This is a genomic window from Streptomyces sp. NPDC053665 (genome assembly GCF_055585285.1).
The window spans coordinates 135,232-161,773 of record NZ_JBVJKK010000003.1 but is presented as its reverse complement, the minus strand read 5'-3'; the positions used below and the strand labels follow the sequence as shown (position 1 = coordinate 161,773).

The 26,542-nt window shown below is 73.0% G+C and carries 23 protein-coding genes and 1 pseudogene; 10 read left to right on the top strand and 14 right to left on the bottom strand.

What is annotated here, in order from left to right; genetic code table 11:
• Nucleotides 1–176: 176 nt before the first annotated feature.
• The 10 genes from ACZ6ZN_RS13645 to ACZ6ZN_RS13600 are packed head-to-tail and all read right to left on the bottom strand — an operon-like array spanning nucleotide 177 to nucleotide 10,776.
• The gene (locus ACZ6ZN_RS13645; protein WP_469645966.1) at nucleotides 177–1,700 is read right to left on the bottom strand and encodes an NADH-quinone oxidoreductase subunit N; all 1,524 of its coding nucleotides are present in this window, start codon (nucleotides 1,698–1,700) and stop codon (nucleotides 177–179) included.
• Complete coding sequence (locus ACZ6ZN_RS13640) at nucleotides 1,697–3,271, bottom strand: NADH-quinone oxidoreductase subunit M (RefSeq protein ID WP_469645961.1); 1,575 nt, start codon at nucleotides 3,269–3,271, stop codon at nucleotides 1,697–1,699. The genes ACZ6ZN_RS13645 and ACZ6ZN_RS13640 overlap by 4 nt, the downstream gene beginning before the upstream one ends.
• Nucleotides 3,272–3,277: 6 nt before the next feature.
• Nucleotides 3,278–5,272, bottom strand: a complete 1,995-nt coding sequence (locus ACZ6ZN_RS13635) for an NADH-quinone oxidoreductase subunit 5 family protein (protein WP_469645958.1) — start codon at nucleotides 5,270–5,272, stop codon at nucleotides 3,278–3,280.
• The gene (nuoK, locus tag ACZ6ZN_RS13630) at nucleotides 5,269–5,676 is read right to left on the bottom strand and encodes an NADH-quinone oxidoreductase subunit NuoK (RefSeq protein WP_398107085.1); all 408 of its coding nucleotides are present in this window, start codon (nucleotides 5,674–5,676) and stop codon (nucleotides 5,269–5,271) included. Before nuoK ends, ACZ6ZN_RS13635 begins: the two co-directional genes overlap by 4 nt.
• Entirely contained in the window at nucleotides 5,676–6,569 is an 894-nt protein-coding gene (locus ACZ6ZN_RS13625) for an NADH-quinone oxidoreductase subunit J family protein (protein ID WP_469645956.1), read from the bottom strand. Before ACZ6ZN_RS13625 ends, nuoK begins: the two co-directional genes overlap by 1 nt.
• Nucleotides 6,566–7,237 (bottom strand): NuoI/complex I 23 kDa subunit family protein, encoded by a 672-nt coding sequence (locus ACZ6ZN_RS13620; protein ID WP_469645953.1) that lies wholly within the window; start codon nucleotides 7,235–7,237, stop codon nucleotides 6,566–6,568. Before ACZ6ZN_RS13620 ends, ACZ6ZN_RS13625 begins: the two co-directional genes overlap by 4 nt.
• 2 nt (nucleotides 7,238–7,239) lie before the next feature.
• Complete coding sequence (locus tag ACZ6ZN_RS13615) at nucleotides 7,240–8,208, bottom strand: complex I subunit 1/NuoH family protein (protein WP_469645950.1); 969 nt, start codon at nucleotides 8,206–8,208, stop codon at nucleotides 7,240–7,242.
• Complete coding sequence (locus ACZ6ZN_RS13610) at nucleotides 8,205–9,674, bottom strand: NADH-quinone oxidoreductase subunit C (protein WP_469645947.1); 1,470 nt, start codon at nucleotides 9,672–9,674, stop codon at nucleotides 8,205–8,207. The genes ACZ6ZN_RS13615 and ACZ6ZN_RS13610 overlap by 4 nt, the downstream gene beginning before the upstream one ends.
• The gene (locus tag ACZ6ZN_RS13605; protein WP_469645945.1) at nucleotides 9,671–10,378 is read right to left on the bottom strand and encodes an NADH-quinone oxidoreductase subunit B; all 708 of its coding nucleotides are present in this window, start codon (nucleotides 10,376–10,378) and stop codon (nucleotides 9,671–9,673) included. Before ACZ6ZN_RS13605 ends, ACZ6ZN_RS13610 begins: the two co-directional genes overlap by 4 nt.
• Nucleotides 10,369–10,776, bottom strand: coding sequence for an NADH-quinone oxidoreductase subunit A (locus ACZ6ZN_RS13600; protein ID WP_376329150.1), 408 nt, complete (start codon nucleotides 10,774–10,776; stop codon nucleotides 10,369–10,371). Before ACZ6ZN_RS13600 ends, ACZ6ZN_RS13605 begins: the two co-directional genes overlap by 10 nt.
• Before the next feature lie 238 nt (nucleotides 10,777–11,014).
• Here ACZ6ZN_RS13600 and ACZ6ZN_RS13595 point away from each other — a divergent pair, with 238 nt between their 5' ends.
• The 5 genes from ACZ6ZN_RS13595 to ACZ6ZN_RS13575 all read left to right on the top strand — a co-directional run bounded on the left by ACZ6ZN_RS13595 (nucleotide 11,015) and on the right by ACZ6ZN_RS13575 (nucleotide 18,111).
• Nucleotides 11,015–12,241: a sensor histidine kinase gene (locus ACZ6ZN_RS13595; RefSeq protein ID WP_451878262.1), complete on the top strand. Its 1,227-nt coding sequence runs from the start codon at nucleotides 11,015–11,017 to the stop codon at nucleotides 12,239–12,241.
• A 255-nt stretch (nucleotides 12,242–12,496) separates the two neighbouring features.
• Nucleotides 12,497–13,858, top strand: a complete 1,362-nt coding sequence (locus ACZ6ZN_RS13590) for a sensor histidine kinase (RefSeq protein WP_469645940.1) — start codon at nucleotides 12,497–12,499, stop codon at nucleotides 13,856–13,858.
• 435 nt (nucleotides 13,859–14,293) lie between these two features.
• Nucleotides 14,294–14,953: a LuxR C-terminal-related transcriptional regulator gene (locus ACZ6ZN_RS13585; protein ID WP_398112833.1), complete on the top strand. Its 660-nt coding sequence runs from the start codon at nucleotides 14,294–14,296 to the stop codon at nucleotides 14,951–14,953.
• Nucleotides 14,954–15,110: 157 nt separating this feature from the next.
• Nucleotides 15,111–17,039 carry a 2-oxoacid:acceptor oxidoreductase subunit alpha gene (locus tag ACZ6ZN_RS13580; RefSeq protein WP_469645938.1) on the top strand — a complete coding sequence of 643 codons (1,929 nt, stop codon included), beginning with the start codon at nucleotides 15,111–15,113 and terminating at the stop codon, nucleotides 17,037–17,039.
• A complete protein-coding gene (locus tag ACZ6ZN_RS13575; RefSeq protein WP_469645935.1) occupies nucleotides 17,032–18,111 on the top strand; it encodes a 2-oxoacid:ferredoxin oxidoreductase subunit beta in 1,080 nt (359 codons plus the stop codon). Before ACZ6ZN_RS13580 ends, ACZ6ZN_RS13575 begins: the two co-directional genes overlap by 8 nt.
• 36 nt (nucleotides 18,112–18,147) lie before the next feature.
• On the opposite strand, the gene ACZ6ZN_RS13570 is transcribed toward ACZ6ZN_RS13575, so the two are convergent.
• Complete coding sequence (locus ACZ6ZN_RS13570) at nucleotides 18,148–18,534, bottom strand: winged helix-turn-helix transcriptional regulator (protein ID WP_469645932.1); 387 nt, start codon at nucleotides 18,532–18,534, stop codon at nucleotides 18,148–18,150.
• Nucleotides 18,535–18,624: 90 nt separating this feature from the next.
• Here ACZ6ZN_RS13570 and ACZ6ZN_RS13565 point away from each other — a divergent pair, with 90 nt between their 5' ends.
• Both ACZ6ZN_RS13565 and rarD read left to right on the top strand, forming a co-directional pair.
• Nucleotides 18,625–19,479 carry an SDR family oxidoreductase gene (locus tag ACZ6ZN_RS13565; RefSeq protein ID WP_469645930.1) on the top strand — a complete coding sequence of 285 codons (855 nt, stop codon included), beginning with the start codon at nucleotides 18,625–18,627 and terminating at the stop codon, nucleotides 19,477–19,479.
• Nucleotides 19,480–19,623: 144 nt separating this feature from the next.
• The gene (gene rarD, locus ACZ6ZN_RS13560) at nucleotides 19,624–20,637 is read left to right on the top strand and encodes an EamA family transporter RarD (RefSeq protein WP_451877282.1); all 1,014 of its coding nucleotides are present in this window, start codon (nucleotides 19,624–19,626) and stop codon (nucleotides 20,635–20,637) included.
• Nucleotides 20,638–20,717: 80 nt separating this feature from the next.
• On the opposite strand, the pseudogene ACZ6ZN_RS13555 reads toward rarD, so the two are convergent.
• Together ACZ6ZN_RS13555 and ACZ6ZN_RS13550 are read right to left on the bottom strand one after the other, a co-directional pair.
• Nucleotides 20,718–21,797: pseudogene (locus ACZ6ZN_RS13555) on the bottom strand (MFS transporter); the annotation flags it as partial.
• A gap of 201 nt (nucleotides 21,798–21,998) precedes the next feature.
• Entirely contained in the window at nucleotides 21,999–22,622 is a 624-nt protein-coding gene (locus ACZ6ZN_RS13550; protein WP_469645928.1) for a CGNR zinc finger domain-containing protein, read from the bottom strand.
• A 21-nt stretch (nucleotides 22,623–22,643) separates the two neighbouring features.
• Here ACZ6ZN_RS13550 and ACZ6ZN_RS13545 point away from each other — a divergent pair, with 21 nt between their 5' ends.
• Nucleotides 22,644–23,117 (top strand): VOC family protein, encoded by a 474-nt coding sequence (locus tag ACZ6ZN_RS13545; RefSeq protein WP_398112064.1) that lies wholly within the window; start codon nucleotides 22,644–22,646, stop codon nucleotides 23,115–23,117.
• Nucleotides 23,118–23,258: 141 nt separating this feature from the next.
• Nucleotides 23,259–24,209, top strand: a complete 951-nt coding sequence (locus tag ACZ6ZN_RS13540; RefSeq protein ID WP_469645923.1) for a M28 family metallopeptidase — start codon at nucleotides 23,259–23,261, stop codon at nucleotides 24,207–24,209.
• 19 nt (nucleotides 24,210–24,228) lie between these two features.
• On the opposite strand, the gene ACZ6ZN_RS13535 is transcribed toward ACZ6ZN_RS13540, so the two are convergent.
• The gene (locus ACZ6ZN_RS13535) at nucleotides 24,229–25,827 is read right to left on the bottom strand and encodes a tetratricopeptide repeat protein (protein WP_469645922.1); all 1,599 of its coding nucleotides are present in this window, start codon (nucleotides 25,825–25,827) and stop codon (nucleotides 24,229–24,231) included.
• Nucleotides 25,828–25,987: 160 nt separating this feature from the next.
• Here ACZ6ZN_RS13535 and ACZ6ZN_RS13530 point away from each other — a divergent pair, with 160 nt between their 5' ends.
• Nucleotides 25,988–26,488: a DUF6668 family protein gene (locus tag ACZ6ZN_RS13530; protein ID WP_469645919.1), complete on the top strand. Its 501-nt coding sequence runs from the start codon at nucleotides 25,988–25,990 to the stop codon at nucleotides 26,486–26,488.
• The last annotated feature ends 54 nt before the right edge of the window (nucleotides 26,489–26,542 follow it).

Genomic DNA, 26,542 nt, shown 5'->3' with positions numbered 1-26,542 from the left:
CGTCCAGTGGACCCTCCCGTACTGGTCAACGCCAGGCGGGAGGCACTAGTTCCCTTGTGCGCGCGTGACCGGACGTGAGCCGTTCGGGTGACGGCCGCGCGTCCCGCCGCGCACGCGTGCGGGGGCGGGTTCCCCGCACGCGTGGGGTGAAAGCGCGGCCCGGGCGGCGGCCGGGCTCAGAAGAGGCCGGTGTCGGTGAAGCGCAGGACGAGCTGCGGCGCGCCGGAAAGGGCGATGCCGAGGACTCCGGTGACCGCGATCGCCGCCGTGAGCGGGGCGGGCACGCGCTGCTTCTCGGACGCACCCTCTGGGGCGCGGAACAGCAGGGCGGTCCACTGCAGGTAGTAGACCAGCGCGATGACGACGTTGACGGCCATGACCACGGCCAGCCAGCCGAGGCCGGCGTCGACGGCCGCGGAGAAGACGGTGACCTTGGCGAAGAGGCCGATGATGCCCGGGGGCAGCCCGGCCAGGCAGAGCAGGAAGAACGCCAGGAGGAGGGCCGACAGCGGGCTGGCCGCGTACAGGCCGCGGTAGTCGGCGACCCGGTTGAGCGTCCTGGTCCGGCCGACGAGTGCGGCGACGGCGAAGGCGCCCAGGTTCACGGCGCCGTACATCAGGGCGTAGGCGACGGTGGAGCCGATCGACTTCTCCGGGTCCTCGGAGTACGCGGCAGCCGCGATCGGCACCAGGAGGTAGCCGGCCTGGCCCACGGAGGACCAGGCGAGCAGGTGTACCGCGCTGTACGCGCGCGTGGTCTGCTGACGCAGGGCGCCGACGTTGCCCACGGTCATGGTGAGCGCGGCCAGGACCGCCAGGGCCGGGCCCCAGACGTCGGCGTAGGACGGGAGGGCGACGACTGTGACGAGGATCAGGCCGGTGAAGCCGACCGCCTTGCCGATGACCGACAGGTAGGCGGCGATCGGCAGGGGCGCGCCGACGTAGGTGTCGGGGACCCAGAAGTGGAAGGGCACGGCGGCCGTCTTGAAGGCGAAGCCGATCAGGGTGAGGACGACGCCGGTCTGGGCGAGCGTGTCGAGCCGGCCGTCGACGTGCTGGATGCGCTCGGCGATCCGGGTGAGGTGGAGGGTGCCCGTCGAGGCGTACAGGAAGCTCACGCCCATGAGGCTGACCGCGGTGGCGGTGACCGAGGACAGGAAGAACTTCAGGGCCGCCTCGGAGGACCTGCGGACGCCGTACTTCAGTCCGACCAGCGCGAAAGCGGGCAGGGAGGCGACTTCGAGGGCGACGATCAGGGTGGCGAGGTCGCGGGAGGCGGGCAAGAGGGCGGCACCGGCGGCGGAGGACAGCAGCAGGAACCAGTACTCCCCTTCGGGCAGGTCCTTGCGGGCGTCCTTCAGCGCGGTCACCGACAGCAGGGCGGCGAGGAGGGCGCCGCCGAGGACGAGGAACTGGATGACCAGGGTGAAGCGGTCGGCGGTGTAGCTGCAGACGGCGGCGTCGCCGTTGAGGCAGAAGGTGCTGCGGTCGCCGTCGAGGAGGGGCAGCAGCAGCGCGGTGGCGGCGGCGAGCCCGGCGACGGACGTCCAGCCGAGGATCGCCTTGCGGTGCTCGGGGACGAACAGGTCGGCGACCAGCACGACGAGTCCGACGACGGCCGCCAGGGTGGGCGGTGCGATGGCGAGCCAGTCGACGGACTGGACCAGGGAGGCGGCCAGGGGCTGGGCCGTGGAGCTCATCGGGTGCCTCCTGCGAGGAGCTGCTGGACGGCCGGGTCGCTCAGGCCGAGCAGGGCCTTGGGCCACAGGCCCGCGACGACGGTGAGGACGACGAGCGGGGTCCAGGCCGCGAACTCGTACGAGCGGACGTCGGTGAGGCGGGGCGCGTCCTGGGGCAGGGCGCCCATGCACACGCGCCGGACCACGGTCAGCAGGTATGCGGCCGTCAGCAGCGTGCCGAACGCGCCGATCGCCATGAAGGTGAGGAAGGCGGGGCGGCTGAGGCCCTCGGCGGGCTGGAACGCGCCGAACAGGGCCAGCATCTCGCCCCAGAATCCGGCCAGGCCCGGCAGGCCGAGGGAGGCGATCGCCGCGAAGGCCAGCAGGCCGCCGAGGCGCGGGGCCTTGCCGTAGAGGGCGGCGCCGGTCTCCTCGGCGAGGGTGTCCAGGTCGGTGGTGCCGGTGCGGTCCTTCAGGGCGCCGACCAGGAAGAACAGCAGGCCGGTGATGAGGCCGTGGGCGATGTTGGCGAAGAGCGCGCCGTTCACGCCGGTCGGCGTCATGGTGGCGATGCCGAGCAGGACGAATCCCATGTGGCCGACGGAGGAGTAGGCGATGAGGCGCTTCAGGTCGCCTTTCGCGCCCCGCTTGGCCAGGGCGAGGCAGGCCAGGGATCCGTAGATGATGCCGACGACCGCCAGGGCGGCGAGGTAGGGCGCGAAGGTGCGGAAACCGTCGGGCGCGACGGGCAGCAGGATCCGGACGAACCCGTACGTGCCCATCTTGAGCAGGACGCCGGCCAGCAGGACCGAGCCGACGGTCGGGGCCGCGGTGTGGGCGTCGGGCAGCCAGCTGTGCAGGGGCCACATCGGCGTCTTCACGGCGAGCCCGATCCCGATCGCCAGAACGGCGATGACCTGCACGGATGTGGTCAGCGACCGGCCGTTGTCAGTGGCGAGTGCCACCATGTCGAACGTGCCCGCCTTGATTCCGATCAGGAGCAGGCCGAGCAGCATGACCACGGAACCGAGCAGCGTGTACAGGATGAACCGCCACGCGGCCCGGCTCCGGTCCTCGCCGCCCCAGCGGGCGATGAGGAAGTACATCGGGATGAGGACCATCTCGAAGGCCAGGAAGAACAGCAGCAGGTCGAGGACGGCGAAGGTCGCGAGCGTGCCGGACTCGAGCACGAGCAGCAGGGCGACGAAGGCCTTCGGGGCCGGACCCGCCGGCATGTTGAAGTACGAGTAGAGCGCGCAGAGGAAGGTCAGCAGCGCGGTCAGGACCAGGAGGGGGAGGGAAATGCCGTCGACGCCGAGGTGGATGCGCACGTCGAGTGCGGGGATCCAGCTGATGTCAGTGCCGGCCTGCATCTTCGAGGGCTGGTCGTGGTCGAACCCGAGCGCGAGGACGATCGCCGCGAGGAGCACGGCGCCGGTGACGGTCACGCCGTGCCGGAGCACCGCCTGCTCGGGTGACTTCCCCTTCAGCCCGGGCGGGGCGGGCAGGAGAGCGGCGACGGCCCCGAGGAGCGGGCCGACGACGACGAACGCCAGAAGGAACTGCATCACGGACTCGCTGATATCGATCACGCCTGCTCACGCTCCCGTGGCGACGAGGACGGCGGCGACCGCGAGGACGACGGTGCCGGCGAGCAGCGCGCTCACATAGGTCTGGACGTTGCCGGTCTGGGCGCGCCGTACGGCGGCGCCGAGCCAGCCGGGCAGCGCACCCGCACCGCGCACATAGGTCTCGACGACCTCGCGGTCGAGGAACCGCACGAGGCTCGCTCCGGCCTGGACCGGGCGGACGAAGAGGGCCGCGTACACGGCGTCCAGGTGGAAGCCGGCGGCCGCGTGCCGGTGCAGGGGGCCGAGCAGGAGCCGTCCCGGGTCGGCGGGGTCGGGCGCCAGGGCGATGTCACCGTAGGCCGGCTCGTGGCTGGCGATGGCCTCGGCCTCGACCCGGGCGGCGTCGCCCCCGGGGTGGGCCGCGACGGCGCCGAGTGGGACACGGGCCCCACGTGCGGTGGTGTGCCGCCAGGCGGCGTAGGTGACGATGCCGCCGGCCAGGGCGACACCCGTGCCGAGTACGGAGGTCGTCAGGGTCGGGCCCAGGTCGCGGCCGTCGAACCAGTCGGGCAGCAGGCGGAACGCGAACCCGCCGAGAGCCAGGGACGGCACCGCGAGGACCCACAGCACGACGGTCATCGTCAGCGGCTGCCTGCCGTGGTCGGGGGCCTCGGCGCCCCGGCCGCGGAACGCCAGCAGCCACAGGCGGGTGGCGTAGGCGGCGGTGAGCACGGCCGTCAGCAGACCGGCGACGAGGACGATCCAGCCGGCCGCGGCGGGGGCGTGCTCGGTGTGTCCGGTGACGACGTGCTCGGCGACGCCGAGGACGGCCTCCTTGGAGAAGAAGCCGCTGAACGGCGGGATCGCGGCGAGGGCGAGCAGCGCCACGGTCATCGTCCAGTAGGCGTCGGGGACGCGGTCGCGCAGCCCGCCCATGCGGGACATGGCGGCCAGCGAGTTGGTGCCGGCGGCGTGGATGATCACGCCGGCCGCGAGGAACAGCAGCGCCTTGAAGGCGCCGTGGGACAGGAGGTGGAAGACGGCGGCACCGCGGTCGCCGACGGCGAGGGCGCCGGTCATGTAACCGAGCTGCCCGATCGTCGAGTAGGCGAGGACGCGCTTGATGTCGTCCTGGGCGAGCGCGGCGAGCGCCGAGCCGGCCATCGTGACGGCGGCCATGACGGCCATGACCACCATCGCGGCCTGTGAGGCCTCGAAGACCGGGAGGAGACGGGCGATGAAGTAGACACCGGCGGCGACCATCGTCGCGGCGTGGATCAGCGCGGAGACGGGGGTCGGGCCCGCCATCGCGTCGGGGAGCCACGTGTGCAGCGGGAACTGCGCCGACTTGCCCGCCACGCCCGCCAGGAGCAGCAGGGCGATCACGGTCGGGTGGTCCAGTCCGCCGCTCGCGACGGTGCCCAGGATGCGGGTGACGCGGAAGGAGCCCGCGTCGGTGGCCAGGGCGAACAGGCCGATCAAGAAGGGGACGTCGCCGAGCTTGGTGACCAGGAAGGCCTTGAGGGAGGCGGCGCGGGCTTCCGGGGTCTCCCAGTAGTGGCCGACCAGGAAGTAGGAGCAGATGCCCATGACCTCCCAGCCGACCAGCAGGACCATCAGGTCGCCGGAGTAGACGACCAGCAGCATCGCGGAGGTGAACAGCGAGACCAGGGCGGCGTAGGAGGGGTAGCGCGGGTCGTCGCGCAGGTAGCCCGTCGAGTAGATCTGCACACAGGAGGCGACCAGGCCGACCAGGACGGCGACGAGGGCGGCGAAGCCGTCGATGTGCAGGGCCATTTCGATCGGCACCGACCCGGTGGGGGTCAGTTCGGTGGCCGAGTCGACGGCGGCGCCACCGCTCTGGCGGGCGGCGACCAGCGCGGCGAGCACCAGGGAGGTGAGGGTCGGCAGGACGGCGAGCGGGCGGGTGAAGCCGGGGGCCGTGCGGCCCAGCAGCAGGCCGGCGACGGCCCCGAGGAAGGGCAGGAGGGGGACGAGGACGGCGAGGGTGGTCGTGGTCACGCGGTGGCCTCTGCCTTCCGGGCCTCGTCGGCCGGGCCGGCCGTGCGGGTGTCGTGGCCGGGTCCGTCCGGGCCGTCGGGGTCGTGCAGCTCGGCGGTGTCGCGGAGCTTGTCGATGTCCGCGGTGCCGCGGTTGCGGTGGACGGCGAGGACGATCGCCAGTCCGATGCCGATCTCGGCGGCGGCGATGGCGATGGTGAACAGGGTCAGGGCCTGGCCGGAGTGCAGGGTCTCCTCGGCGGTCCTGCTCAACCAGACGTCGAAGGCGACGAGGTTCAGGTTGACGGCGTTGAGCATCAGCTCGACCGACATCAGGACGAGGATCGCGTTGCGGCGGGCCAGGACGCCGTACAGGCCGGTGCAGAAGAGGAGGGCGGAGAGCACGGCGGGATAGGCGAGGTGCATCAGCGGGTCCCTTCCGTGCCGCGGCGGGGGTTGTGGCCGGTGTCCGAGGAGGGCGCGTCGGTTCCGGTGGCCTTCTCCGGCCCAGTCGCCGTCCCGGTCTGCGTCGCTGTCCCGGCCTCCGCCGCCGTCCCGGCCTGGGTCGCCGTCCCGGCCTGGGTCGCCGTCCTGGCCTGGGTCGCCGTCCTGGCGGCCTCGGTGGTCGCCTCGGTGGTCGCCTCGGTGGTCGCCACGGTGGTCGCCGCGGCCTGGGTGGGGGCGCCGGCCCGGGGCGTCGCACCGGCCTTGGTGGCCGCGCCGGCCGTGGTGGCCGCCTCGGGCTTGGCCTTGCGGGAGAGGACGATCGCGCCGACGAGGGCGGCGAGGAGGAGGACGGAGAGGGCCTCGAAGGGGAGGACCCAGTTCTGGAAGAGGCCGGCGCCGGTGGCCTCGGTGGACCCGGCGGCGGGACCGTCCAGGTCGATCCAGGTCGTGCGGAAGGCGTCCACCACGACCCAGACCAGGGCGGCGGCCGCGGCGACGGCCACAGTGAGGGCGGCCCAGCGGTTGCCGGAGTCGGCGTCCGGTGATCGGCCGATGGGGGCCCTGGTGAGCATCAGGCCGAACAGGAGGAGGACGACGACGGAACCGACGTAGATGAGGACCTGCACCCAGGCGATGAACTCGGCGGTGAGCAGGAGGTACTCGACGGCGAGGCCGCCGAGGGCGACCACGAGCCACAGGGCGGCGTGCACGAGTTGCCGGGTGGTGACGGTGACGAGGGCGGCGCCGAAGGTGACCAGGCCGACGAGGAGGAAGGCGATCTCGACCCCGGTCGGGGACAGGAAGCCGCGGGTCTCGGCGGCGGCGGTCGCGGAGTGCGCCAGGAACTGGGCGGCGCTGGCGGAGACGGTCACGCGGTGCCCCCCTGTTCCGGTCCGGGCCGGTCGGAGTCCGGCCCGGGCTGGTCCACCTGCTGCTTGGAGTCGCCGTGGGCGCGGGTGGGCTGCTCGGCGGCGCGGGCCTGCTCGTCGGCGTGCGGTTCGGTGACGGGCGGGGCCTGCTGGGCGGCGAGCTTGTCGGCGGCCTTGCGGGCGGCGGCGATCTCCTTCGGTTCCTCCGCGCCAGGGTCGAGGGCCGGCGGGGCCGGGACGGTCCACATCCACTCGCGGAGCTTGTCGCGCTCGTGGGTGAGGTCACGGATGTCGGTCTCGGCGTACTCGAACTCCGGGGACCAGAACAGGGCGTCGAAAGGACACACCTCGATGCAGATACCGCAGTACATGCACAGGGAGAAGTCGATGGCGAAGCGGTCGAGGACGTTGCGGCTGCGTTCGCGGCCACCGGGGGCGGCGGGCGGCACCGTCTCCTTGTGGGAGTCGATGTAGATGCACCAGTCGGGGCACTCGCGGGCGCACAGCATGCAGACCGTGCAGTTCTCCTCGAACAGGCCGATCACACCGCGGGAGCGGGGCGGGAGGTCGGGCTGGACGTCCGGGTACTGCGCGGTGACGGACTTCTTCGTCATCGTGCGGAGGGTGACGGCCAGGCCCTTGGCCAGGCCACTTCCTGGAATGGGGGCCATGGTTACTGGATCACCACCTTGACGACGCCGGTGAGGGCGATCTGGGCGAGGGCGAGGGGGACGAGGAGGGTCCAGGAGAGCTTCTGGAGCTGGTCCTCGCGCAGGCGCGGGTAGGTGACGCGCAGCCAGATGACGAGGAAGGCGAGGACGGCGGTCTTGAGCAGGGTCCACACCCAGCCGAGGCCGTCGGCACCCCAGGGGCCGTGCCAGCCGCCCAGGAAGAGGACGGTGGTCAGACCGCACAGGACGACGATCCCCGCGTACTCGGCGAGGAGGAAGAGGGCGAAGCGGAGACCGGTGTACTCGGTGTAGGCACCGAAGATGATCTCCGAGTCGGCGACGGGCATGTCGAAGGGCGGGCGCTGGAGTTCGGCCAGTCCGGCGACGAAGAAGACGATCGCGCCGACGATCTGCCAGGGCAGCCACCACCACTCGAAGGCGTCGAGGATGCCGGGCAGGGAGACGGTGCCGGCGGCCATCGCCACCGAGGCGGCGGTCAGCAGCATCGGCAGTTCGTAGGCGAGGAGCTGGGCGGCGGTGCGCAGGCCGCCGAGGAGGGAGAACTTGTTGGCGGACGCCCAGCCGGCCATGAGCGAGCCGAGGACGCCGACGCCCATGACGGCCAGCACGAAGAAGACGCCCGCGTCGACGACCTGCCCGACGGCGCCCTCGCCCGGGCCGATCGGGATGGCGAGCAGGACGAGGAGGTAGGGCAGGAGGGCGACTGCGGGGGCCAGCTGGAAGATCCGGCGGTCGGCGCCCGCGGGGACGATGTCCTCCTTCTGCGCGAACTTCACGCCGTCGGCGATCAGCTGGGCCCAGCCGTGGAAGCCGCCGGCGTACATGGGGCCCAGGCGGCCCTGCATGTGGGCCATCACCTTGTGTTCGGTCTGACCGATGATCAGGGGGAAGGTAAGGAAGACGACGAAGACGATCAGGAGTCGCAGGATGACGTCGAGCACGTCGTTCACCGCGGGCCTCCTGGGGCTTCGGGACGGGGACGGGGACGGGGACGGGGACGGGATTCGGAAGCGGAGTCCGACTCGGGCTCGGAATCAGCCTCGGAGCCAGATCCAGCTTCGGATCCGGATCCGGATCCGGGCTCGGGCTCAGGCTCGGGCTGGGAATCGGTTCCGCTGGAGCTGACCGGGTCGTCGTGGCTGTCGGGCTCCTCGGCGGCCTTCGCGGACTCGCGCGGCTCGGTGGGCTGCGGCTGGTCCGTCGGGTGCGGGGCCTCCCCCGCCCCGTCCGACCGCTCGGGTGCGGGTTCGTCGAAGGCCGGGCGGGCGTGGTGCCAGGGGGCGTCCGTGCTGCGTGGAGTGCGGGCCGGGCTGCCGGGCGGGGTGGTCGTGCCGTTGTCCGCCTCGGGCTCGGTCGGCGGGGCGGAACGCTGGCTCGCGCTGCCCTCCGACGCGCCGCGCGCGCGGCGGGGCCCGGCGGAGGAGCCCGGCCGCGTGCGCTGCGACGCCGAACCCTCGCTCGCGCTGCGGGCGCGGCGCGGGCCCGTCGACGCGGCGGTGTGGCCTTCCGCGGCCTGGGCGGAGGGGCCTTCGCCGGTGGAGGCCGCCGATTCGGCTGCGCCCACCGCCTCGGCAGCACCCGCGGCGCCGGCAACCCGAGCTGCGGCTTCAGTCGCGGATGCGGCCTCGCCGGCGCCCGGCACCGCCGATGCGGCAGCCCCAGCACCCTCCACAGCCGCAGGACTTCCCGAAGCCCCAGCGCTTCCCGACGCCGTCGCCTGGCTCGCCGAGCCCTCCGAGGCCGAGCGCGTGCGCCGCACCGGGCGCTCGCCCGCGGCACGGGGCGTGCGGGCCGGGCGTTCGCCTGCCGCGCGGGCGCCCCGGGCCGGGCGGGCGGGGGCCGGGGGGAGCTGGCCCTTCAGGGGGCCCCACTCGTTCGGGTCGGGCACGCCGGGCGGGAGCATCTGGCGGCGCTTGGGGCCGCCGTGCTCGGACTCGCCGGGTTCCTTCGCGCCGGGCCAGGCCTTGGCGACGCGCGCGGCGAGGACGAAGTCCTTGCGCAGGGGATGGCCCTCGAAGGTGTCGGGCAGCAGCAGGTGGTCCAGCCCCGGGTGGCCCTCGAAGACGACGCCGAACATCTCGTGCGTCTCGCGCTCGTGCCAGCCCGCGCCGGCGTAGACGCCGATCGCCGAGGGCAGGGTGGGGGCCTCGTGCGGGACCGTCGTACGGAGCAGGAGGCGGCGGACCGGGGACAGCGCGGCGACGTGGGCCGTGACGCGGAAACCGGTGCCCGGTTCGTCCACGGCGCTCAGCCAGTCGAAGTAGGTGCAGCCCAGCCGGTCGCGGGCGGTCTCCAGGGCGGGGATCCAGGCGGCCGGGGGCACGTCGACCGTGAGGACCTCGTAGGACTCCTCGGCGGTGGCGTCCGGGCCGAAGAGTTCGACGGCGTCGGCGGGCAGCCAGCCGACCGCGGTCATCGGCCCTCCCCGGACGTCACGTCGCCCTCGGCACCCCGAGCGGCGGCGGAGTCGACGGCCGGATCGGTGGCCGGATCGGCGACCGGATCGGTGGCCGGATCGGTGGCCGGACCGGCCGCACCAGGCGGCCGCACCAGGCCGCTCTGCAGTGCCGCAGCCGACGGGCGGGCCGGGCCCGCCGGGCCGTCGCCGTACCGGTCCCCCAGCGACTCGCGAGCGATCTTCTCCTGGAGCTTGAGGATGCCCTGGAGGAGCGCCTCGGGCCGGGGCGGGCAGCCGGGGACGTAGACGTCGACGGGGATGATCTGGTCGACGCCCTTGGTGACGGCGTACGAATCCCAGTACGGGCCGCCGCAGTTGCTGCACGCGCCGAAGGAGATGACGTACTTCGGCTCGGGCATCTGCTCGTACAGGCGCTTCACGGCCGGGGCCATCTTGTCCGTGACGGTGCCGGAGACGACCATCAGGTCGGCCTGGCGCGGGCCCGGCGCGAAGGGGATGACGCCGAGGCGGATGAAGTCGTGGCGGGCCATCGACGCGGCGATGAACTCGATCGCGCAGCAGGCGAGGCCGAAGTTGAAGACCCAGAGCGAGTAGCGGCGGCCCCAGTTGAGGATCACCTTCATCGGCTCGGGTGCGAGACGCGCGAGGGTGCCCAGCCGCCGCGGCTCCGGCAGCGGTACGGGCTCGGGGGTCACGTCCATGCCAGGACGCCCTTCTTGTAGGCGTAGAGCAGGCCCACGGCCAGGAAGCCGAGGAAGACGAACATCTCGACCAGGGTCGCGGCGCCGTAGCCGGGGGCGGCGAAGACGGTCGCCCAGGGGAACAGGAAGATCGAGTCGACGGCGAAGATGACGTAGAGGAACGCGTAGACGTAGTAGCGGACCTGGGTGTGGGCCCACCCCTCGCCGACGGGGTCGACGCCGCACTCGTAGGTCAGGAGCTTCTCGGGGGTGGGGACCACGGGCCGCAGCAGGCGGCCGGCCCCGAAGGCGACGGCGACGAACAGGACGCCGACGACGGCGAGCAGGCCGACGACCGAGTAGGCCCGGAAGTAGTCCGCCGCGACGACGGTCGTGGTGACGACGGTCGGTTCCGGCACGTCCGTCCCTCGCTCCCTGAAACTCGCACTGGTTCCCTGACGATCCCGCGGTACCCCGGCGGGGGCCGGAGACACGGACGCCGTCGTTCGGCGATCTGTACGCACGGGAGTCTAGGCCCTGATAAGGGCAGGGTAAGCAGCCCGTCACCGCCGGGATCAAGGGGGTGGGGTTTTCCTCAGTGGATCCTGGCGGCCCACCTCATGGCGCGGCCGTCCGCCGCCCGGCAGGCTTACGCACATGACCGAACGCTTCCCGTCCCCCGGCGCGAAGGCGGCCGCGGGGGCAGCCGGACAGGACGGCCACCCGCCGCCGCCCCGCTTCGCCTACGACCGGCACACCTGGAAGGAGATCGCCCACCTCCTGGCGAACCTCCCGGTGTCGCTGCTCGGCTTCACCTACGTCGTGACCGTGCTGTTCACCGGATTCGGGCTGACCGTCACGGTGGTCGGCTTCCCGCTGCTGGCGGCCGGGCTGATCGGGGCGCGGCAGCTGGGCCGGCTGGAGCGGGCGCGGGCGCGGGCGCTGCTCGGGGTGCGGGTGGAGGAGCCGAGCCGGCTGCGGCTGCGCGGCGGGGGCGGATTCTTCCAGCGGCTGTGGATGCAGCTGAAGGACCCGGTGGGCTGGCGGACGGTGCTGTACGAGTTCATCCGGCTGCCGTGGGGGGTGCTGACCTTCGCGGTGACGACGGCCTCGCTGTTCGTGCTGTGGCCGGTGCTGCCGTTCATCGCGCGCGGGCTGGCCAACGCCGACCGGGCGATGGTGCGGGCGCTGCTGTCGCCCTCCGACGAGCTGGAGCGGCGGATCGCCGAACTGGAGTCGGACCGGGGGGTCGTGGTCGACACGGCGGCGGCCGACCTGCGGCGCATCGAGCGGGACCTGCACGACGGGGCGCAGGCCCGGCTGGTCAATCTGGCCATGGGCCTGGGCCTGGCGAAGGAGAAGGTGCTGGAGGACCCGGACGCCGCGGCGGCGATGGTCGAGGAGGCGCACGGCGAGGTGAAGCTGGCGTTGCAGGAGCTGCGGGACCTGGCCCGGGGCATCCACCCGGCGGTCCTCACCGACCGCGGCCTGGACGCGGCCCTGTCGTCGGTCGCCTCGCGCTGCACGGTCCCCGTGAAGGTCACGGTCGACCTGCCCGAGCGTCCGGCGGCCGCGATCGAGGGCATCGCCTACTTCACCGTCTCGGAGTTGCTGCAGAACGTCAGCAAGCACAGCCGGGCGAGGTCGGCCTCGGTCGAGGTGTGGCGCACGGACGACCGGCTGCTCATCCAGGTGTGGGACGACGGCCGCGGAGGCGCGAGCGTCGACGGCGGTACGGGGATGAAGGGCCTGGCGGACCGGCTGAACGCGGTCGACGGCCTGTTCGTCCTGGAGTCGCCCGAGGGCGGCCCGACGACGGTCACGGCGGAACTCCCGTGGCGCGAACGGGACGCCGCGGCCGCCGGAACCGGCCCCTCCCACTAGCCGCCCCCGTCTCCCTGCGGCCCCCTTCCACAGCCGCCCCGTCTCCCCGTCTCCCCGTGGCCCCGTGGCCCCGTGGCCCCGCCGGCTCCTGGCCGGCGGGGCCACGCGCATGCCGCGCCCGCCCGAGTGCGGCGGGGCGGGGTGGGGAAAACCCCCCGTCCAAGAGGCCGACGGCCTTCATGGTCCGCGGGTGCCGGGAGGAGGAGGGTGGAGATACGAGGGAACAGCCGCAGGACGAGGAGAAGGACGGCGCCGATGGCCACGGGATACGGACAGGGGTACGAACTCGACGGTGAGCCCGGGTTCCGCGGGAGCACCGGACGGGGGCACCGGCTGCCCGCCGCGCTGCGCGCGCCGGTCGAGGGTCGCACCTGGCGCGAGCTGGGCTACGTGCTGCTGGGCCTGCCGATCAGCATCCTGCTGTTCACCTACGCGGTCACTATGGTCTCGCTCGGGGCGGGCCTGCTGGTGACGTTCCTGGGCATCCCGGTGCTGGCGGCGGCGCTCGCCGGGTGCCGGGGCATCGGCACGGTGGAACGGGCCCGGGCGCGGTCGCTGCTGGGCCTGGAGGTGGCCGAGCCGGAGCCGCTGCGGGTGCGCAAGCAGGGCGCCATGGCCTGGATGGGGGCCGTCCTGAAGAGCGGCACCTCGTGGCGGGCGCTGCTGTACTCGGTGCTGCAACTTCCCTGGGCGATCTTCTCCTTCGTCGTCGCCGTGAACGTCTGGGTGCTGGGCTGGGGGCTGCTGACGTACCCGCTGTGGTTCTGGGTGTTCCCCATGTACGCCGGGCAGGACGGGATGCAGCTGTACGGGGACGAGACGCACCGGGTGTACCTCGACAACCCGTTCGAGATCACCGTGACGGCGCTGGTGGGGCTGCTGTTCACGATCGCCACGCCGTGGATCGTGCGGGCGCTGACGATGGTGGACCGGCTGATGGTGCACGGGCTGCTCGGTCCGTCGCGGCTGGTCTCGCGGGTGGTGGAGCTGGAGTCGGACCGCGGGGTCGTGGTCGACACGGCGGCGGCCGACCTGCGGCGCATCGAGCGGGACCTGCACGACGGGGCGCAGGCCCGCCTGGTGGCGCTGGCGATGGACCTGGGGCTGGCGAAGGAGAAGCTCCAGGAGGACCCGGACGCGGCCGCGCGCATGGTGGACGAGGCGCACGGCGAGGTGAAGACCGCGCTCCAGGAGCTGCGGGACCTGGCCCGGGGCATCCACCCGGCGGTGCTGACGGACCGGGGCCTGGACGCGGCGCTGTCGGCGGTGGCGTCCCGCTGCACGGTGCCGGTGCAGGTCGAGGTGGACCTGGCGGAGCGACCGGCACCGGCGATCGAGGGCATCGCCTACTTCACGGCGTCGGAGCTGCTCCAGAACGTCAGCAAGCACGCGCGGGCGACCTGGGCGGGCGTGGAGGTCTGGCGCACGGAGAACCGGCTGATGCTCCAGGTCGTGGACAACGGCGTGGGCGGCGCGGACGCGTCCGCGGGCTCCGGGCTGGCGGGCCTGGCCGAGCGGCTGGACGCGGTGGACGGCATCCTCGTCGTGGACTCCCCGGCCGGCGGTCCGACCCGGGTGACGGCGGAGCTGCCCTGGCGGGGCGCCCGGATCCGGTGACGCCGCAGGTGCGTCCGGTGGAACGCCGAGCACGCACCCCGGGCCCCGGGGCCCCGGCCCCGGCCCCGGCGGGCGACCCCGTCCGCCGACGGACAGCCCCGGCAGCGCCTGTCCCCTCCGGCCGGTGAGGGGGCGGGCGCGCCCCGGCGTCCGGCGCGGAGTGAGCCCCCGCAGGTTCTTCCCCCTGGCCTGCGAGCCCCCCCTGGCCTGCGAGCCTCCCCCGGCCTGCGGGACGCCGGCCCCGGCCTTCGAGTCTCCCCCGGCCTGCGGGACGTCGGCCCCGAGCGGTGATCCGCCGGGCCGGATGCCCGTCCCGTGTCCCATTCGGGCGCCGGTCCTGAAATGCTGGACCTGTCGCACGGGTGGGCGCGGGGCCGTCGGGGTCCGCGGACGGGCGGCGCCGGGCCAGGGGGGCCGAACATCGTGGAGGACAGGGTGCGGGTGGTCATCGCCGAGGATTCAGTGCTGCTGCGGGAGGGCCTGACCCGGCTGCTGACCGACCGCGGGCACGAGGTCGTCGCGGGCGTCGGGGACGGTGACGCGCTGGTCAAGACGATCACCGAGCTGGACGCGCAGGGCGACCTGCCGGACGTGGTCGTGGCGGACGTGCGGATGCCGCCGACGCACACCGACGAGGGGGTGCGGGCGGCGGTGCAGCTGCGCAAGGCCCACCCCGGGCTGGGTGTGCTCGTGCTGTCGCAGTACGTGGAGGAGCGGTATGCCACGGAGCTGCTCGCCGGGTCCAGCCGGGGCGTCGGCTACCTGCTGAAGGACCGGGTGGCGGAGGTACGGGAGTTCGTCGACGCCGTGGTGCGGGTGGCCGGGGGCGGTACGGCGCTGGACCCCGAGGTGGTGGCCCAGCTGCTGGGCCGCAGCCGCAAGCAGGACGTGCTGGCGGGGCTCACCCCGCGGGAGCGGGAGGTGCTGGGACTGATGGCCGAGGGCCGCACGAACTCGGCGATCGCCCGGCAGCTCGTGGTCAGCGACGGGGCGGTGGAGAAGCACGTCAGCAACATCTTCCTCAAGCTGGGGCTGTCCCCGAGCGACGGTGACCACCGCAGGGTGCTGGCCGTGCTGACGTACCTCAATTCGTGAAACTCCAGACATGAGAGTCGGAGTGCCCGATCGTCGCGAAGTCGCGTCCAACATGCGAATCACCCCAAGAAGGCGACCCTTGCGGTCGTAGGGTTGATCCAGGGAGGCCTGCGGGAAGGCCTGTCCGGGACAGCCGCCTCGAGGGAGGTCCAGTTCAGTGACCAGCCAGGTCAGTAGCCCAGCGGAGCAGGCCGACGAAGCAGTCCTAGGAGAGCAGCGCAGAGCGGTGGGGGCGAAGGACGTCCGTCGTCTGGAGCGGGTGGTCATCAGGTTCGCGGGTGACTCGGGTGACGGCATGCAGCTCACCGGTGACCGTTTCACGTCGGAGACGGCGTCGTTCGGCAATGATCTGTCGACGTTGCCGAACTTCCCGGCGGAGATCCGGGCGCCTGCCGGGACGCTGCCGGGTGTGTCGTCGTTCCAGTTGCATTTCGCCGATCACGACATCCTGACCCCCGGTGATGCGCCGAACGTGCTGGTGGCGATGAACCCGGCGGCGTTGAAGGCGAACCTGGGGGATCTGCCGCGGGGCGCGGAGATCATCGTGAACACCGACGAGTTCACCAAGCGGGCCATGCAGAAGGTCGGCTATGCGTCCTCGCCGTTGGAGGACGGGTCGCTGGACGGCTACAGCGTGCATCCGGTGCCGTTGACGACGTTGACGGTGGAGGCTTTGCGGGAGTTCGATCTGAGCCGCAAGGAGGCCGAGCGCAGCAAGAACATGTTCGCGCTGGGGCTGCTGAGCTGGATGTATCACCGGCCCACGGAGGGCACGGAGAGGTTCTTGCGGTCGAAGTTCGCGAAGAAGCCCGACATCGCCGCGGCGAACATCGCGGCGTTCCGGGCGGGCTGGAACTTCGGGGAGACGACGGAGGACTTCGCGGTCTCCTACGAGGTGGCTCCGGCGGCGACGGCGTTCCCGCCGGGTGTGTACCGCAACATCTCCGGGAACCTGGCCCTGTCCTACGGGCTGGTGGCGGCCAGCCGCCAGGCGGATCTGCCGCTGTATCTGGGGTCGTATCCGATCACGCCGGCCTCGGACATCCTGCACGAGTTGAGCCGGCACAAGAACTTCGGGGTGCGCACGTTCCAGGCCGAGGACGAGATCGCGGGGATCGGGGCGGCGCTGGGCGCGGCGTTCGGCGGGTCGCTGGCGGTGACGACGACGTCCGGTCCGGGGGTGGCGCTCAAGAGCGAGACGATCGGTCTGGCGGTGTCGCTGGAGCTGCCGCTGCTGATCGTGGACATTCAGCGCGGTGGGCCGTCGACGGGGTTGCCGACCAAGACCGAGCAGGCGGATCTGCTGCAGGCGATGTTCGGGCGCAACGGTGAGGCGCCGGTGCCGGTGGTGGCGCCGCGTACCCCGGCGGACTGTTTCGAGGCGGCGCTGGAGGCGGCGCGGATCGCGCTGACGTATCGCACGCCGGTGTTCTTGCTGTCCGACGGGTATCTGGCCAACGGCTCCGAGCCGTGGAGGGTCCCGGATCTGGAGGAACTGCCGGATCTGCGGGTGCAGTTCGCCCAGGGCCCCAACCACACGCTGGAGGACGGAGCGGAGGTGTTCTGGCCGTACAAGCGGGACCCGCAGACCCTGGCCCGGCCGTGGGCGGTCCCGGGCACGCCGGGGCTGGAGCACCGCATCGGCGGCATCGAGAAGCAGGACGGCACGGGCAACATCTCCTACGACCCGGCCAATCACGACTTCATGGTCCGCACCCGCCAGGCCAAGATCGACGGCATCGACGTGGCCGACCTCGAGGTCGACGACCCGGACGGCGCACGGACCCTGGTGCTGGGCTGGGGCTCCACCTACGGGCCGATCACCGCGGCGGTACGGCGGCTGCGCCGGGCCGGGGAGTCGGTCGCGCAGGCGCATCTGCGCCACCTGAACCCCTTCCCGCGGAATCTGGGCGCGGTGCTGGAGCGTTACGACAAGGTGGTGGTCCCCGAGATGAACCTCGGGCAGCTCGCCACGCTGATCCGGGCGAAGTACCTGGTCGACGCCCGCTCGTACAACCAGGTCAACGGCATGCCGTTCAAGGCGGAGCAGCTCGCCGCGGCGCTGAAGGAGGCCATCGATGGCTGAGACGTCCACGACAGGCACCCGCGCCGTCGAGGCGCTGTCCCTGGTCCCCAAGGCCGAGGGCAGGCAGTCGATGAAGGACTTCAAGTCCGATCAGGAAGTGCGCTGGTGCCCGGGCTGCGGCGACTACGCCATCCTCGCCGCGGTGCAGGGCTTCATGCCCGAGCTGGGGCTGGCGCGGGAGAACATCGTCTTCGTCTCGGGCATCGGCTGCTCCTCGCGCTTCCCGTACTACATGAACACCTACGGGATGCACTCCATCCACGGCCGTGCCCCGGCCATCGCCACGGGCCTGGCCAGCTCGCGGCGGGATTTGTCGGTGTGGGTGGTCACCGGTGACGGGGACGCGCTGTCCATCGGCGGCAACCACCTGATCCACGCCCTGCGGCGCAACGTCAACCTCAAGATCCTGCTGTTCAACAACCGCATCTACGGCCTGACCAAGGGCCAGTACTCCCCGACCTCCGAGGTCGGCAAGATCACCAAGTCGACGCCGATGGGCTCGCTGGATGCCCCGTTCAACCCGGTGTCGCTGGCGATCGGCGCGGAGGCCTCGTTCGTGGCCCGCACCGTCGACTCCGACCGCAAGCACCTCACCGAGGTGCTGCGCCAGGCCGCCGCCCACGAGGGCACCGCCCTGATCGAGATCTACCAGAACTGCAACATCTTCAACGACGGCGCCTTCGACGCCCTGAAGGACAAGCAGCAGGCCGAGGAGGCCGTGATCCGCCTGGAGCACGGACAGCCGATCCGCTTCGGCGCCGGCCAGGCCAAGGGCGTCGTGCGCGACCAGCTGACCGGGGACCTGACCGTCGTCACGGTGACGCCGGAGAACGAGGAGCGGATCCTCGTCCACGACGCCCACGCGGCCTCGCCGACCACGGCGTTCGCGCTGTCCCGGCTGGCCGACCCCGACACCCTGCACCACACCCCGATCGGTGTGTTCCGCTCGGTCGACCGGCCCGTCTACGACACGCAGATGGCCGACCAGCTGGACCAGGCCGTCGAGCAGCACGGCAAGGGCGATCTGGCGGCGCTGCTGGCGGGCGGCGACACCTGGACCGTCGTCGGCTGACCCTGCCGGGGAGCACTGCGGAGAGGCCCGGGACCGCTAGGAGGCGGCCCGGGCCTCGTCGTACGCCCGGCGCGCCCGTTCCACGTCGTCCATGCGGTGGTGGGTCCAGCTCGTCAGGGACCTGACCTGCTCGGCGGCCTCGCGTCCGAGGGCGGTGAGGGAGTAGTCGACGCGCGGGGGGATGACGGGGTGGGCGTCGCGGTGGACCAGCCCGTCCCGCTCCAGGGTCTGGAGCGTCTGCGCGAGCATCTTCTCGCTGACCGCGCGGCCCCCGGCGGTGCCGACGGCCCGGCGCAGCTCGCTGAACCGGTACGACCGCTCCAGGAGTGCGATCAGGACGAGCACGCCCCAGCGGCTGGTGACGTGTTCCAGGACGAGCCGGTGCGGGCACAGGGCCTCGTTCCGGCGATCACTTACCGACATGCCCGTACCTTACTTCAAAGTGGGTACTTTCGAAAGGTAAGCGCCAGTCGTAGGGTTAGTGACATCCCACCCCACAAGGAGAGTCACCCCATGAGCATCGTCGTCACCGGAGCCACCGGGCACCTCGGCCGCCTCGTCGTGGAACAGCTGCTGGAGAAGGTCCCCGCCGAGCGGATCACGGCCGTCGTACGCACCCCGGAGAAGGCCGCCGGCCTCGCGGAGCGCGGTGTGCGGATCGCCGTGGCCGACTACAACGACCCGGCGTCCTTCGACGGCCTGTTCGCGGCCGGCGACAAGGTGCTGCTGGTCTCGGGCAACGAGTTCGACAAGGGCCGGGTGCGGCAGCACACGGTCGTCATCGAGGCGGCCAGGGCGGCCGGTGTGTCCCTGCTCGCCTACACCAGCGCCCCCAGCAGCCTGACCGCCGCGCTCGCCGACGACCACCGGGGCACCGAGAAGGTCCTGGCGGACTCGGGCGTGCCCTACACGCTGCTGCGCAACGGCTGGTACCACGAGAACTACACCGAGAACCTCGCCCCGGTGCTGGCGCACGACGCGGTGGTCGCCGCCGCGGGTGACGGCAGGGTCTCCTCCGCCTCCCGTGCCGACTACGCCGCCGCGGCCGTCGCCGTGCTGACCGGCGAAGGGCACGAGAACACCGCGTACGAGCTGGGTGGCGACACCGCCTGGAGCTTCGCCGAGTACGCGGCCGAGCTGAGCCGGCAGACCGGGAAGGACATCGCGTACAACGCCGTCTCCCCCGAGGCGCTGGTCGCCCTTCTGACCGGCGCGGGCGTGCCCGAGCCCTTCGCGCAGATCCTCGCGGGCGTCGACGCCTCCATCGAGCGGGGCGAACTGGTCGTCCCCGGCGGCGACCTGTCCCGGCTGATCGACCGCCCGACCACGCCGCTCTCCGAGGCCCTCGCCACGGCCCTCGCAGGCTGACGACCGGGCTCGTCGCCCCCTGACGGACCCTGCGCCGCCGCACCCCCGGACTGTCATGACCGTATGCCGATACGGGCATGACAGCCGGGGGTGCCCGGCGTTACCGTCGTCCGCGGAGACAGGCAAGGCGCGAAGGAGGGGCCCGTGACCGGCAAGCCGAGGGGTGAGCGGCACATAGGACTGCTGAACGGCTTCGCGGCCTACGGGATGTGGGGCCTGGTGCCCCTGTTCTGGCCCCTGCTGAAGCCCGCCGGCGCGGTGGAGATCCTGGCCCACCGGATGGTGTGGTCCCTGGTCTTCGTCGGCGCCGCGCTGCTCGTGCTGCGCCGCTGGGCCTGGGCGGGCGAGCTGCTGCGGCAGCCGCGCAAGCTCGGGCTGGTCACGGTCGCGGCGGCGGTCATCACGATCAACTGGGGCCTGTACATCTGGTCCGTGAACTCCGGGCACGTCGTCGAGGCCTCCCTCGGGTACTTCATCAACCCGCTGGTCACCATCGCGATCGGCGTGCTGCTGCTGAAGGAGCGGCTGCGGCCGGTGCAGTGGGCGGCCGTCGGGACCGGCTGCGCCGCGGTGGTCGTCCTGACCGTCGGCTACGGGCGGCCCCCGTGGATCTCTCTGGCCCTGGCCTTCTCCTTCGCCACGTACGGCCTGGTGAAGAAGAAGGTGAACCTCGGCGGCGTGGAGTCGCTCGCCGCCGAGACCGCGATCCAGTTCCTGCCCGCGCTCGCCTTCCTCGTCTGGCTGGGCGCGCGGGGCGAGTCCACCTTCGCGGCCGAGGGCGCCGGGCACGCGGCGCTGCTGGCCTCGGCCGGCATCGTCACCGCGCTCCCGCTGGTCTGCTTCGGCGCGGCCGCCATCCGCATCCCCCTGTCCACCATCGGCCTGCTCCAGTACATGACGCCGGTGTTCCAGTTCCTGCTCGGCGTCCTCTACTTCCACGAGGAGATGCCGCCGGAGCGCTGGGCCGGGTTCACGCTGGTCTGGCTGGCGCTCGCGCTGCTCACCTGGGACGCGTTGCGCACCGCCCGCCGCGCCTCGCGGGCGCTCACCAGGGAGATCAAGGCGCCCAGCGTCACCAGGGCGACCGGCACCGACAGCGCCGCGCGGAAAGCCGAGAGCGTCTCCTCGGGGCCGGGCCCGGTGGACGCCAGGCCGTAGACGGCCGTCACCGCGGAGATGCCGATGGCGGAGCCGAACTGCGTCGCCGTGGTGAGCAGTCCGCCGGCCAGGCCCTGCTCCGACCCGCTCACCCCGTCCGTCGCGGCGATGGTCAGCGGGCCGTAGGCCAGGGCGAAGGCGAGGCCCGACAGGAAGAGCGTCGGGAACATCGTCGCGTAGGACCAGTCCATGCCGACCGGCAGGAACAGCGCGTAGGCGGCCACCGCCAGCACGAAGCCGCCGACGATCACGCGGGCGTTGCCGAAGCGGGCGACCAGCCGCGGGGTGAGCGTCGGGGCGAGGACGGCGTCGATGCCCATGACCAGCAGGGCGAGCGCGGTCTGCGTCGACGACCAGCCGCGCAGTTCCTGAAGGTAGAGCGTGACGACGAACTGGAAGCCGAAGAAGGCGCCGAGGAACAGCAGGGCCCCCAGGTCGGCCCGCACGACCGGGCCCTGGCGCAGGATGCCCAGGCGGACCAGCGGGTCGGGGCAGCGGCGTTCGACGGCGACGAAGGCGGCGGCCAGGAGCAGCGCCGTGAGGCCCGTGGCCAGGGTGAGCGGCCACTGGTGCAGTCCGTGCTCCAGGCGGACGACGGTGTAGGCGGCGAGCAGCATGGCGCCCGCCGCGGTCGCCGCGCCGGGCAGGTCGAAGGTGCGCCGGCGCGAGGGCGGGGCGTCGCGCCGGGGGATCAGGCGCACGGCGGCCGCTAGCAGGGCAGCGGCCAGCAGCACGGGCGCGAAGAACACCCAGCGCCAGCCCAGTTCGGTGAGCAGCCCGCCGATCACCAGGCCGAGGGAGAACCCGGCCGCGCCGGTCCCGGCGAAGATCAGCAGGGCCTTGTTGCGTGCGGGTCCCTCCTCGTAGGAGGTGGTGATCAGGGAGAGCGCGGCCGGGGTCATGAAGGCGGCGGCGACGCCCGTGACGAACCGGGCGACGATGAGCATCCAGCCCTCGGTGGCGAAGCCGCCCAGTCCCGAGAAGGCGAGGAAGACGGTCAGCCAGAGCAGGAACATCCGCCGCCGGCCGAGCAGGTCGGCGGCGCGGCCGCCGAGCAGGGTGAAGCCGGCGTAGCCGAGGACGTAGGCGGTCATCACCCAGGCCGCGGTGCCGGTGGTCAGGCCGAGGTCGGAGCGGACGGCCGGGACCGCCACCGCCATCATCGCGACGTCGATGCCTTCGAGGAAGATCGTTCCGCACAGGACGAGCAGCAGCGCCCAGGCACGCGTGCCCATGCATCCACACTCCCCCGCCGCGGACCGCCGGCGCAACCGAGATTCGCCGGCCGCGCGCACGGCACCGGGCATCGCGCACCGGGCATCGGGACTACGGCGTCGCGCACAGCGCATCGGGCACCGGGACTACGGCGTCGCGGGTCCCCGGCGGGCGCGGTGCGCGCGGACCTTCTCGCGGTTGCCGCAGTGCTCCATCGCGCACCAGCGGCGGCGGCCCGGGCGGGAGGTGTCGACGAAGAGCAGGTGGCAGTCGTGTGCGCCGCACTCGCGCACGCGGTCGGCGTGCTCTCCGGTGAACAGGGCGATCGCGTCCCGTGCGACGGTCGACAGCAGGCCGGTGCCGGTGGCACCCGGGGCCCAGGTGTGGCGGCCGTCCGGCGTCATGCGGGCGACGAGCGGGGCTTCGCCCGCCGCCGCGTTCACGGTGTCCACGTGGGTGCCGCGCGGCGGACGGCCGTGGGCGCGGTCCGCGGTGAGCAGGAACAGCGCGTCGCGCAGTGCGCGGGCGCGCCGGAGCTCCGCGGGGGAGACGGTGAGATCGAGTCCGTCGGGCAGCCTGCTGCGCTCCGCCCAGGCGACCAGGTCGGCGGGCTCGTGCAGCGCCTCCCAGCGGGTGAAGGCGCCGGGACCGCCGGTGGTCAGCAGTTCCAGGCACAGGGCGCCGGGGTCGAAGCGGTAGGGCTTGCCCCGGGCCGTGACCAGGGTCAGGCCGGGGGACGGATCCGGCGATCCGGCAGCGCGTTCGCTCACCCAACCAGTATAAGTGGTTACATGACGCAGACACCGCAGTCCCCGGCCCCCGTCCACTTCAAGGTCGTCATCGACGCCGGGGACCCGCAGGCGCAGGCCGACTTCTGGGCCGCCGCCCTGCACTACGAGGTCGAGGACAACAGCGCCCTCATCGAGAAGCTGCTCGGCTTCGGCGCCCTGCCCGAGGACGCCACGGTGTCCTTCCACGGCCGCCGCGCCTTCCGGGACCTGGTCGCCGTGCGCCACCCCGGGGATCCGGTCGAGGAGGAGAGCGGGACCGGGCTGGGGCGGCGGCTGCTGTTCCAGCGGGTGCCGGAGGCCAAGACGGTCAAGAACCGGCTCCACCTCGACCTGCACCCGGGCCACGGGCGGCGCGAGGAGGAGGTCGCGCGGCTGGAGGGGCTGGGCGCGCGCGTGCTGCGGAGGGTGGCGGAGCAGGGCGGCGAGTGGGTGCTCATGGCGGACCCGGAGGGGAACGAGTTCTGCGTCCAGTGACGCGCACCGGATGCCACAACCGTGTGGCCGATTACCGGTCTTGACGGAAAGTCAGTCCCAGCTTCACCATCTGGGCACCCCATTCACTCCGGGCTGCCCGTGGACACCCCACGGCTTCCCGACGGAATCCGGAGTCCCCACATGAAGCTCTCCGTTTCCGCGCGCACCGTCGCCGCGGGCGGCATGGCAACAGCCATGCTCCTGACCGGCGGTGCCGTGGCCGACGCCGCGTCCTCCGCTCCCTCCAGAGCGGCGGCCGCGCCGGACATACCGGTGGCGAACGTCAAGACGCACCTGTCCCAGTTGCAGTCCATAGCCACCGCCAACGGCGGCAACCGGGCGCACGGCCGGACCGGTTACAAGGCCTCGCTGGACTACGTGAAGGCCAAGCTGGACGCGGCCGGGTACACCACCACCATCCAGCAGTTCACCGCTAACAGCCGCACCGGCTACAACCTGATAGCCGACTGGCCCGGCGGTGACACGAGTCAGGTCGTGATGGCCGGCTCGCACCTCGACAGCGTCTCCTCCGGCCCCGGCATCAACGACAACGGTTCGGGCTCGGCCGCCGTGCTGGAGACCGCGCTCGCCGTGGCCCGGGCCCAGTACAAGCCCACCAAGCACCTGCGGTTCGCCTGGTGGGGCGCCGAGGAGCTCGGCCTCGTCGGCTCCCGCTACTACGTCAACCGGCTCACCACCGGCGACCGTTCACGGATCAGCGCCTACCTGAACTTCGACATGATCGGCTCCCCGAACCCGGGCTACTTCGTCTACGACGACGACCCGGCGATCGAGACGACCTTCAAGGACTACTTCACCGGCATCGGCGTCCCCACCGAGATCGAGACCGAGGGCGACGGCCGCTCCGACCACGCGCCCTTCAAGAGCGCGGGCGTGCCGGTGGGCGGGCTGTTCACCGGGGCGAGCCGGACGATGACGTCGGCGCAGGCGGCGAAGTGGGGCGGTACGGCGGGCCGGGCCTTCGACCGGTGCTACCACTCCTCCTGCGACACCACCGCCAACATCAACGACACCGCCCTGAACCGCAACAGCGACGCCCTCGCGTACGCGGTGTGGGAGCTGTCCGAGTAGCAGCCGCGGGCCGGTCCGCCTAGGCGCCGCCGGCGCGTGCGGTGAGTCGGCCCATGCGGGCACGGGCCGACTCCAGTTCCTCGATCTCCTCGGCGGCCGCACCGCCCTCGGCGGCGAGTTCGGTCCACAGGGCGATCAGTTCGTGCCCCAGCTCCAGCCCGGTCGCCGCGTCGCGCACCGCCCGCCAGGCGGTCGCGGCGCTGCGCACGTTGCCGTAGGCGCCCTCCGCGTCACCGGCGCGGCGCCGGGCACCGGCCAGGTCCAGCGACATCCGGAAGGCCCGGAGCGGATCGCCCGCCAAGTACGAGATGTAGGCACCGAGTTCGCGCAGCCGGAGCACCTCGGGGTGCTCCGGCCCGAGCGTGCCGGACGCCCGGGCGACGGTCTGCTCCGCCAGTTCCGCGGCCGCGTCGATCCGGCCCTCCTTCACCGCCTCGTTGATCCGCGCGACCGGCTCCGCGAGCACCGCGGGGGCGTTCGGGTCGCCCGGGGCGGTGAGGGGCTCGTCGCCGAGCACGGCCTCCGCGACGGCGTCGAACCCGCGCGGCGGGGTGGGCTTGGGGTCGGGATCGGCCGCCAGCAGGGCGGCTTCGGGCATCGGCTGGGGCCGCGGCGCCGGGGCGTCCTCGGGGACGGGCAGCGGCCTGGCCTCCATGGGCGGGGGCGGGCCGAAGGAGCCGGTCGGGGGCGCGACGGTGCCGGGGGCCGACGGCGGGGCCGGGGGCGCGTCCTGCGGTACGGCGCGCAGGGCGAAGGTCGGGACGGAGTCGCCGGCGGGCTGCGCCTCGGGCACGGCCCGCAGCGGGAAGGTCGGGGCGGCGCCCCGCTCCGGCGCGGCGCGCAGGACGTGGGTCGCGCTGTCCTCCCGCCCGGGCTGCCGCTCGGCGGTCGCATCGGCGGCACCTTGCGGCTCGGCGCCCCCGGAAAGGAGGCCCGGCCGCTCCGGCACACCGGAAACAGGACCCGGCCTCCCCGGCACACCGGAAACAGACCCCTGCCGCCCCGGCACCCCGGGCTCAGACGCCTGCGCCCCCGGCACCCCAGGACCAGACGCCGGCCGCCCCGGCACCAAGGGCTCAGACGCCGGCCGCTCCGGCACCCCGAGAACAGGACCCGGCCGCCCCGGCACCTCGGAACCAGACGCCTGCCGCCCCGGCACACCGGGAACAGGACCCGGCCGCCCCGGCACCCCGGAACCAGACCCCTGCCGCCCCGGCACACCGGAAACAGACGCCTGCCGCCCCGGCACCCCGGGGACGGGACCCGGCCGCTCCGGTGCCCTGGGGACGGGTTCGGCCGTGAAGTGGCTGGAGCCGTCCGGGTCCACGCGCAGCGGGACGACGTAGCCGATGCGCTCGTCGTCGACCGTGGCCAGCACGGGATGACCGGTGGCCAGGGCGATGTGGTGGAGCCGGTCGAGCACGGCCCGCTGGATCTCCTCGCCGGGGGCCGCGAAGACCGGGACCCCGCCGACCGACGCGCCGTCGGACGCCCCGCCCGGACCCGCCGGGGAGCCCGCCCCCGCCCGGGGGACGTGGACCTCGATCGGCGTCGCCGGGGCCGCCGCGCGCACGGCCTGCTTGTGTTCCCGCTTCTTCTCGCGGCTGAGTCGAGACATCGTCCCCTCACTCGGCGTCGTACACCTACTGTCGAGTGTGTCCGCTCGCCCACGCTTCTCACGTCACCGCGGTGTCACAGGCTCGTCCCAAGGACAACGCCTGCCGGAGGGGATCGTTCCGCGGGGCGCGGGCACCGAACACACGAGGGAGGAGAGGGGCATGCCCACAGGGCGACAGGGGCCGGAGATCTGGTTGCGCGGCCCGGTGACCGCGACCGGGCCGGGAGCGCCGCAGCCGGTGCACGACCGCGCCGCGCCGCGGAGCTTCTCCTGGGTCGGCACGCACGGCGGCGCGGGCGTCTCCACCCTCGCCGCGGTCTACGGCGGGTACGACAGCGGCCGCTCCTGGCCCGGGGCGGGCGCCCCGCGCTCGGTGCTGCTGGTCGCCCGGACGCACGCGGCCGGTCTGGGCTCGGCCGCCGCGGCGGTGGAGGCCTTCCGGCGCGGCCAGGCCCCGCCGGGTCTCGACCTCGACGCCGTCGTGCTCGTGGCCGACGCCCCGGGCCGGCTGCCGCGCCCGCTCGTCCAGCGCGTCAGATCCCTGGAGTCGGTGATCGACGTGTACCGCGTGCCGTGGGTGACGGCCTGGCGGCTCGGCGAGCCCGGCGGACCGCCCCGCGAGACCGAGGCCCTGGCCCGCCTGACCGGGGCGGCGCGCTGACGGACACCGGGCTGTCCGCCACCCGGATCGCGGCGGCCGTACACGCCCGGCGCC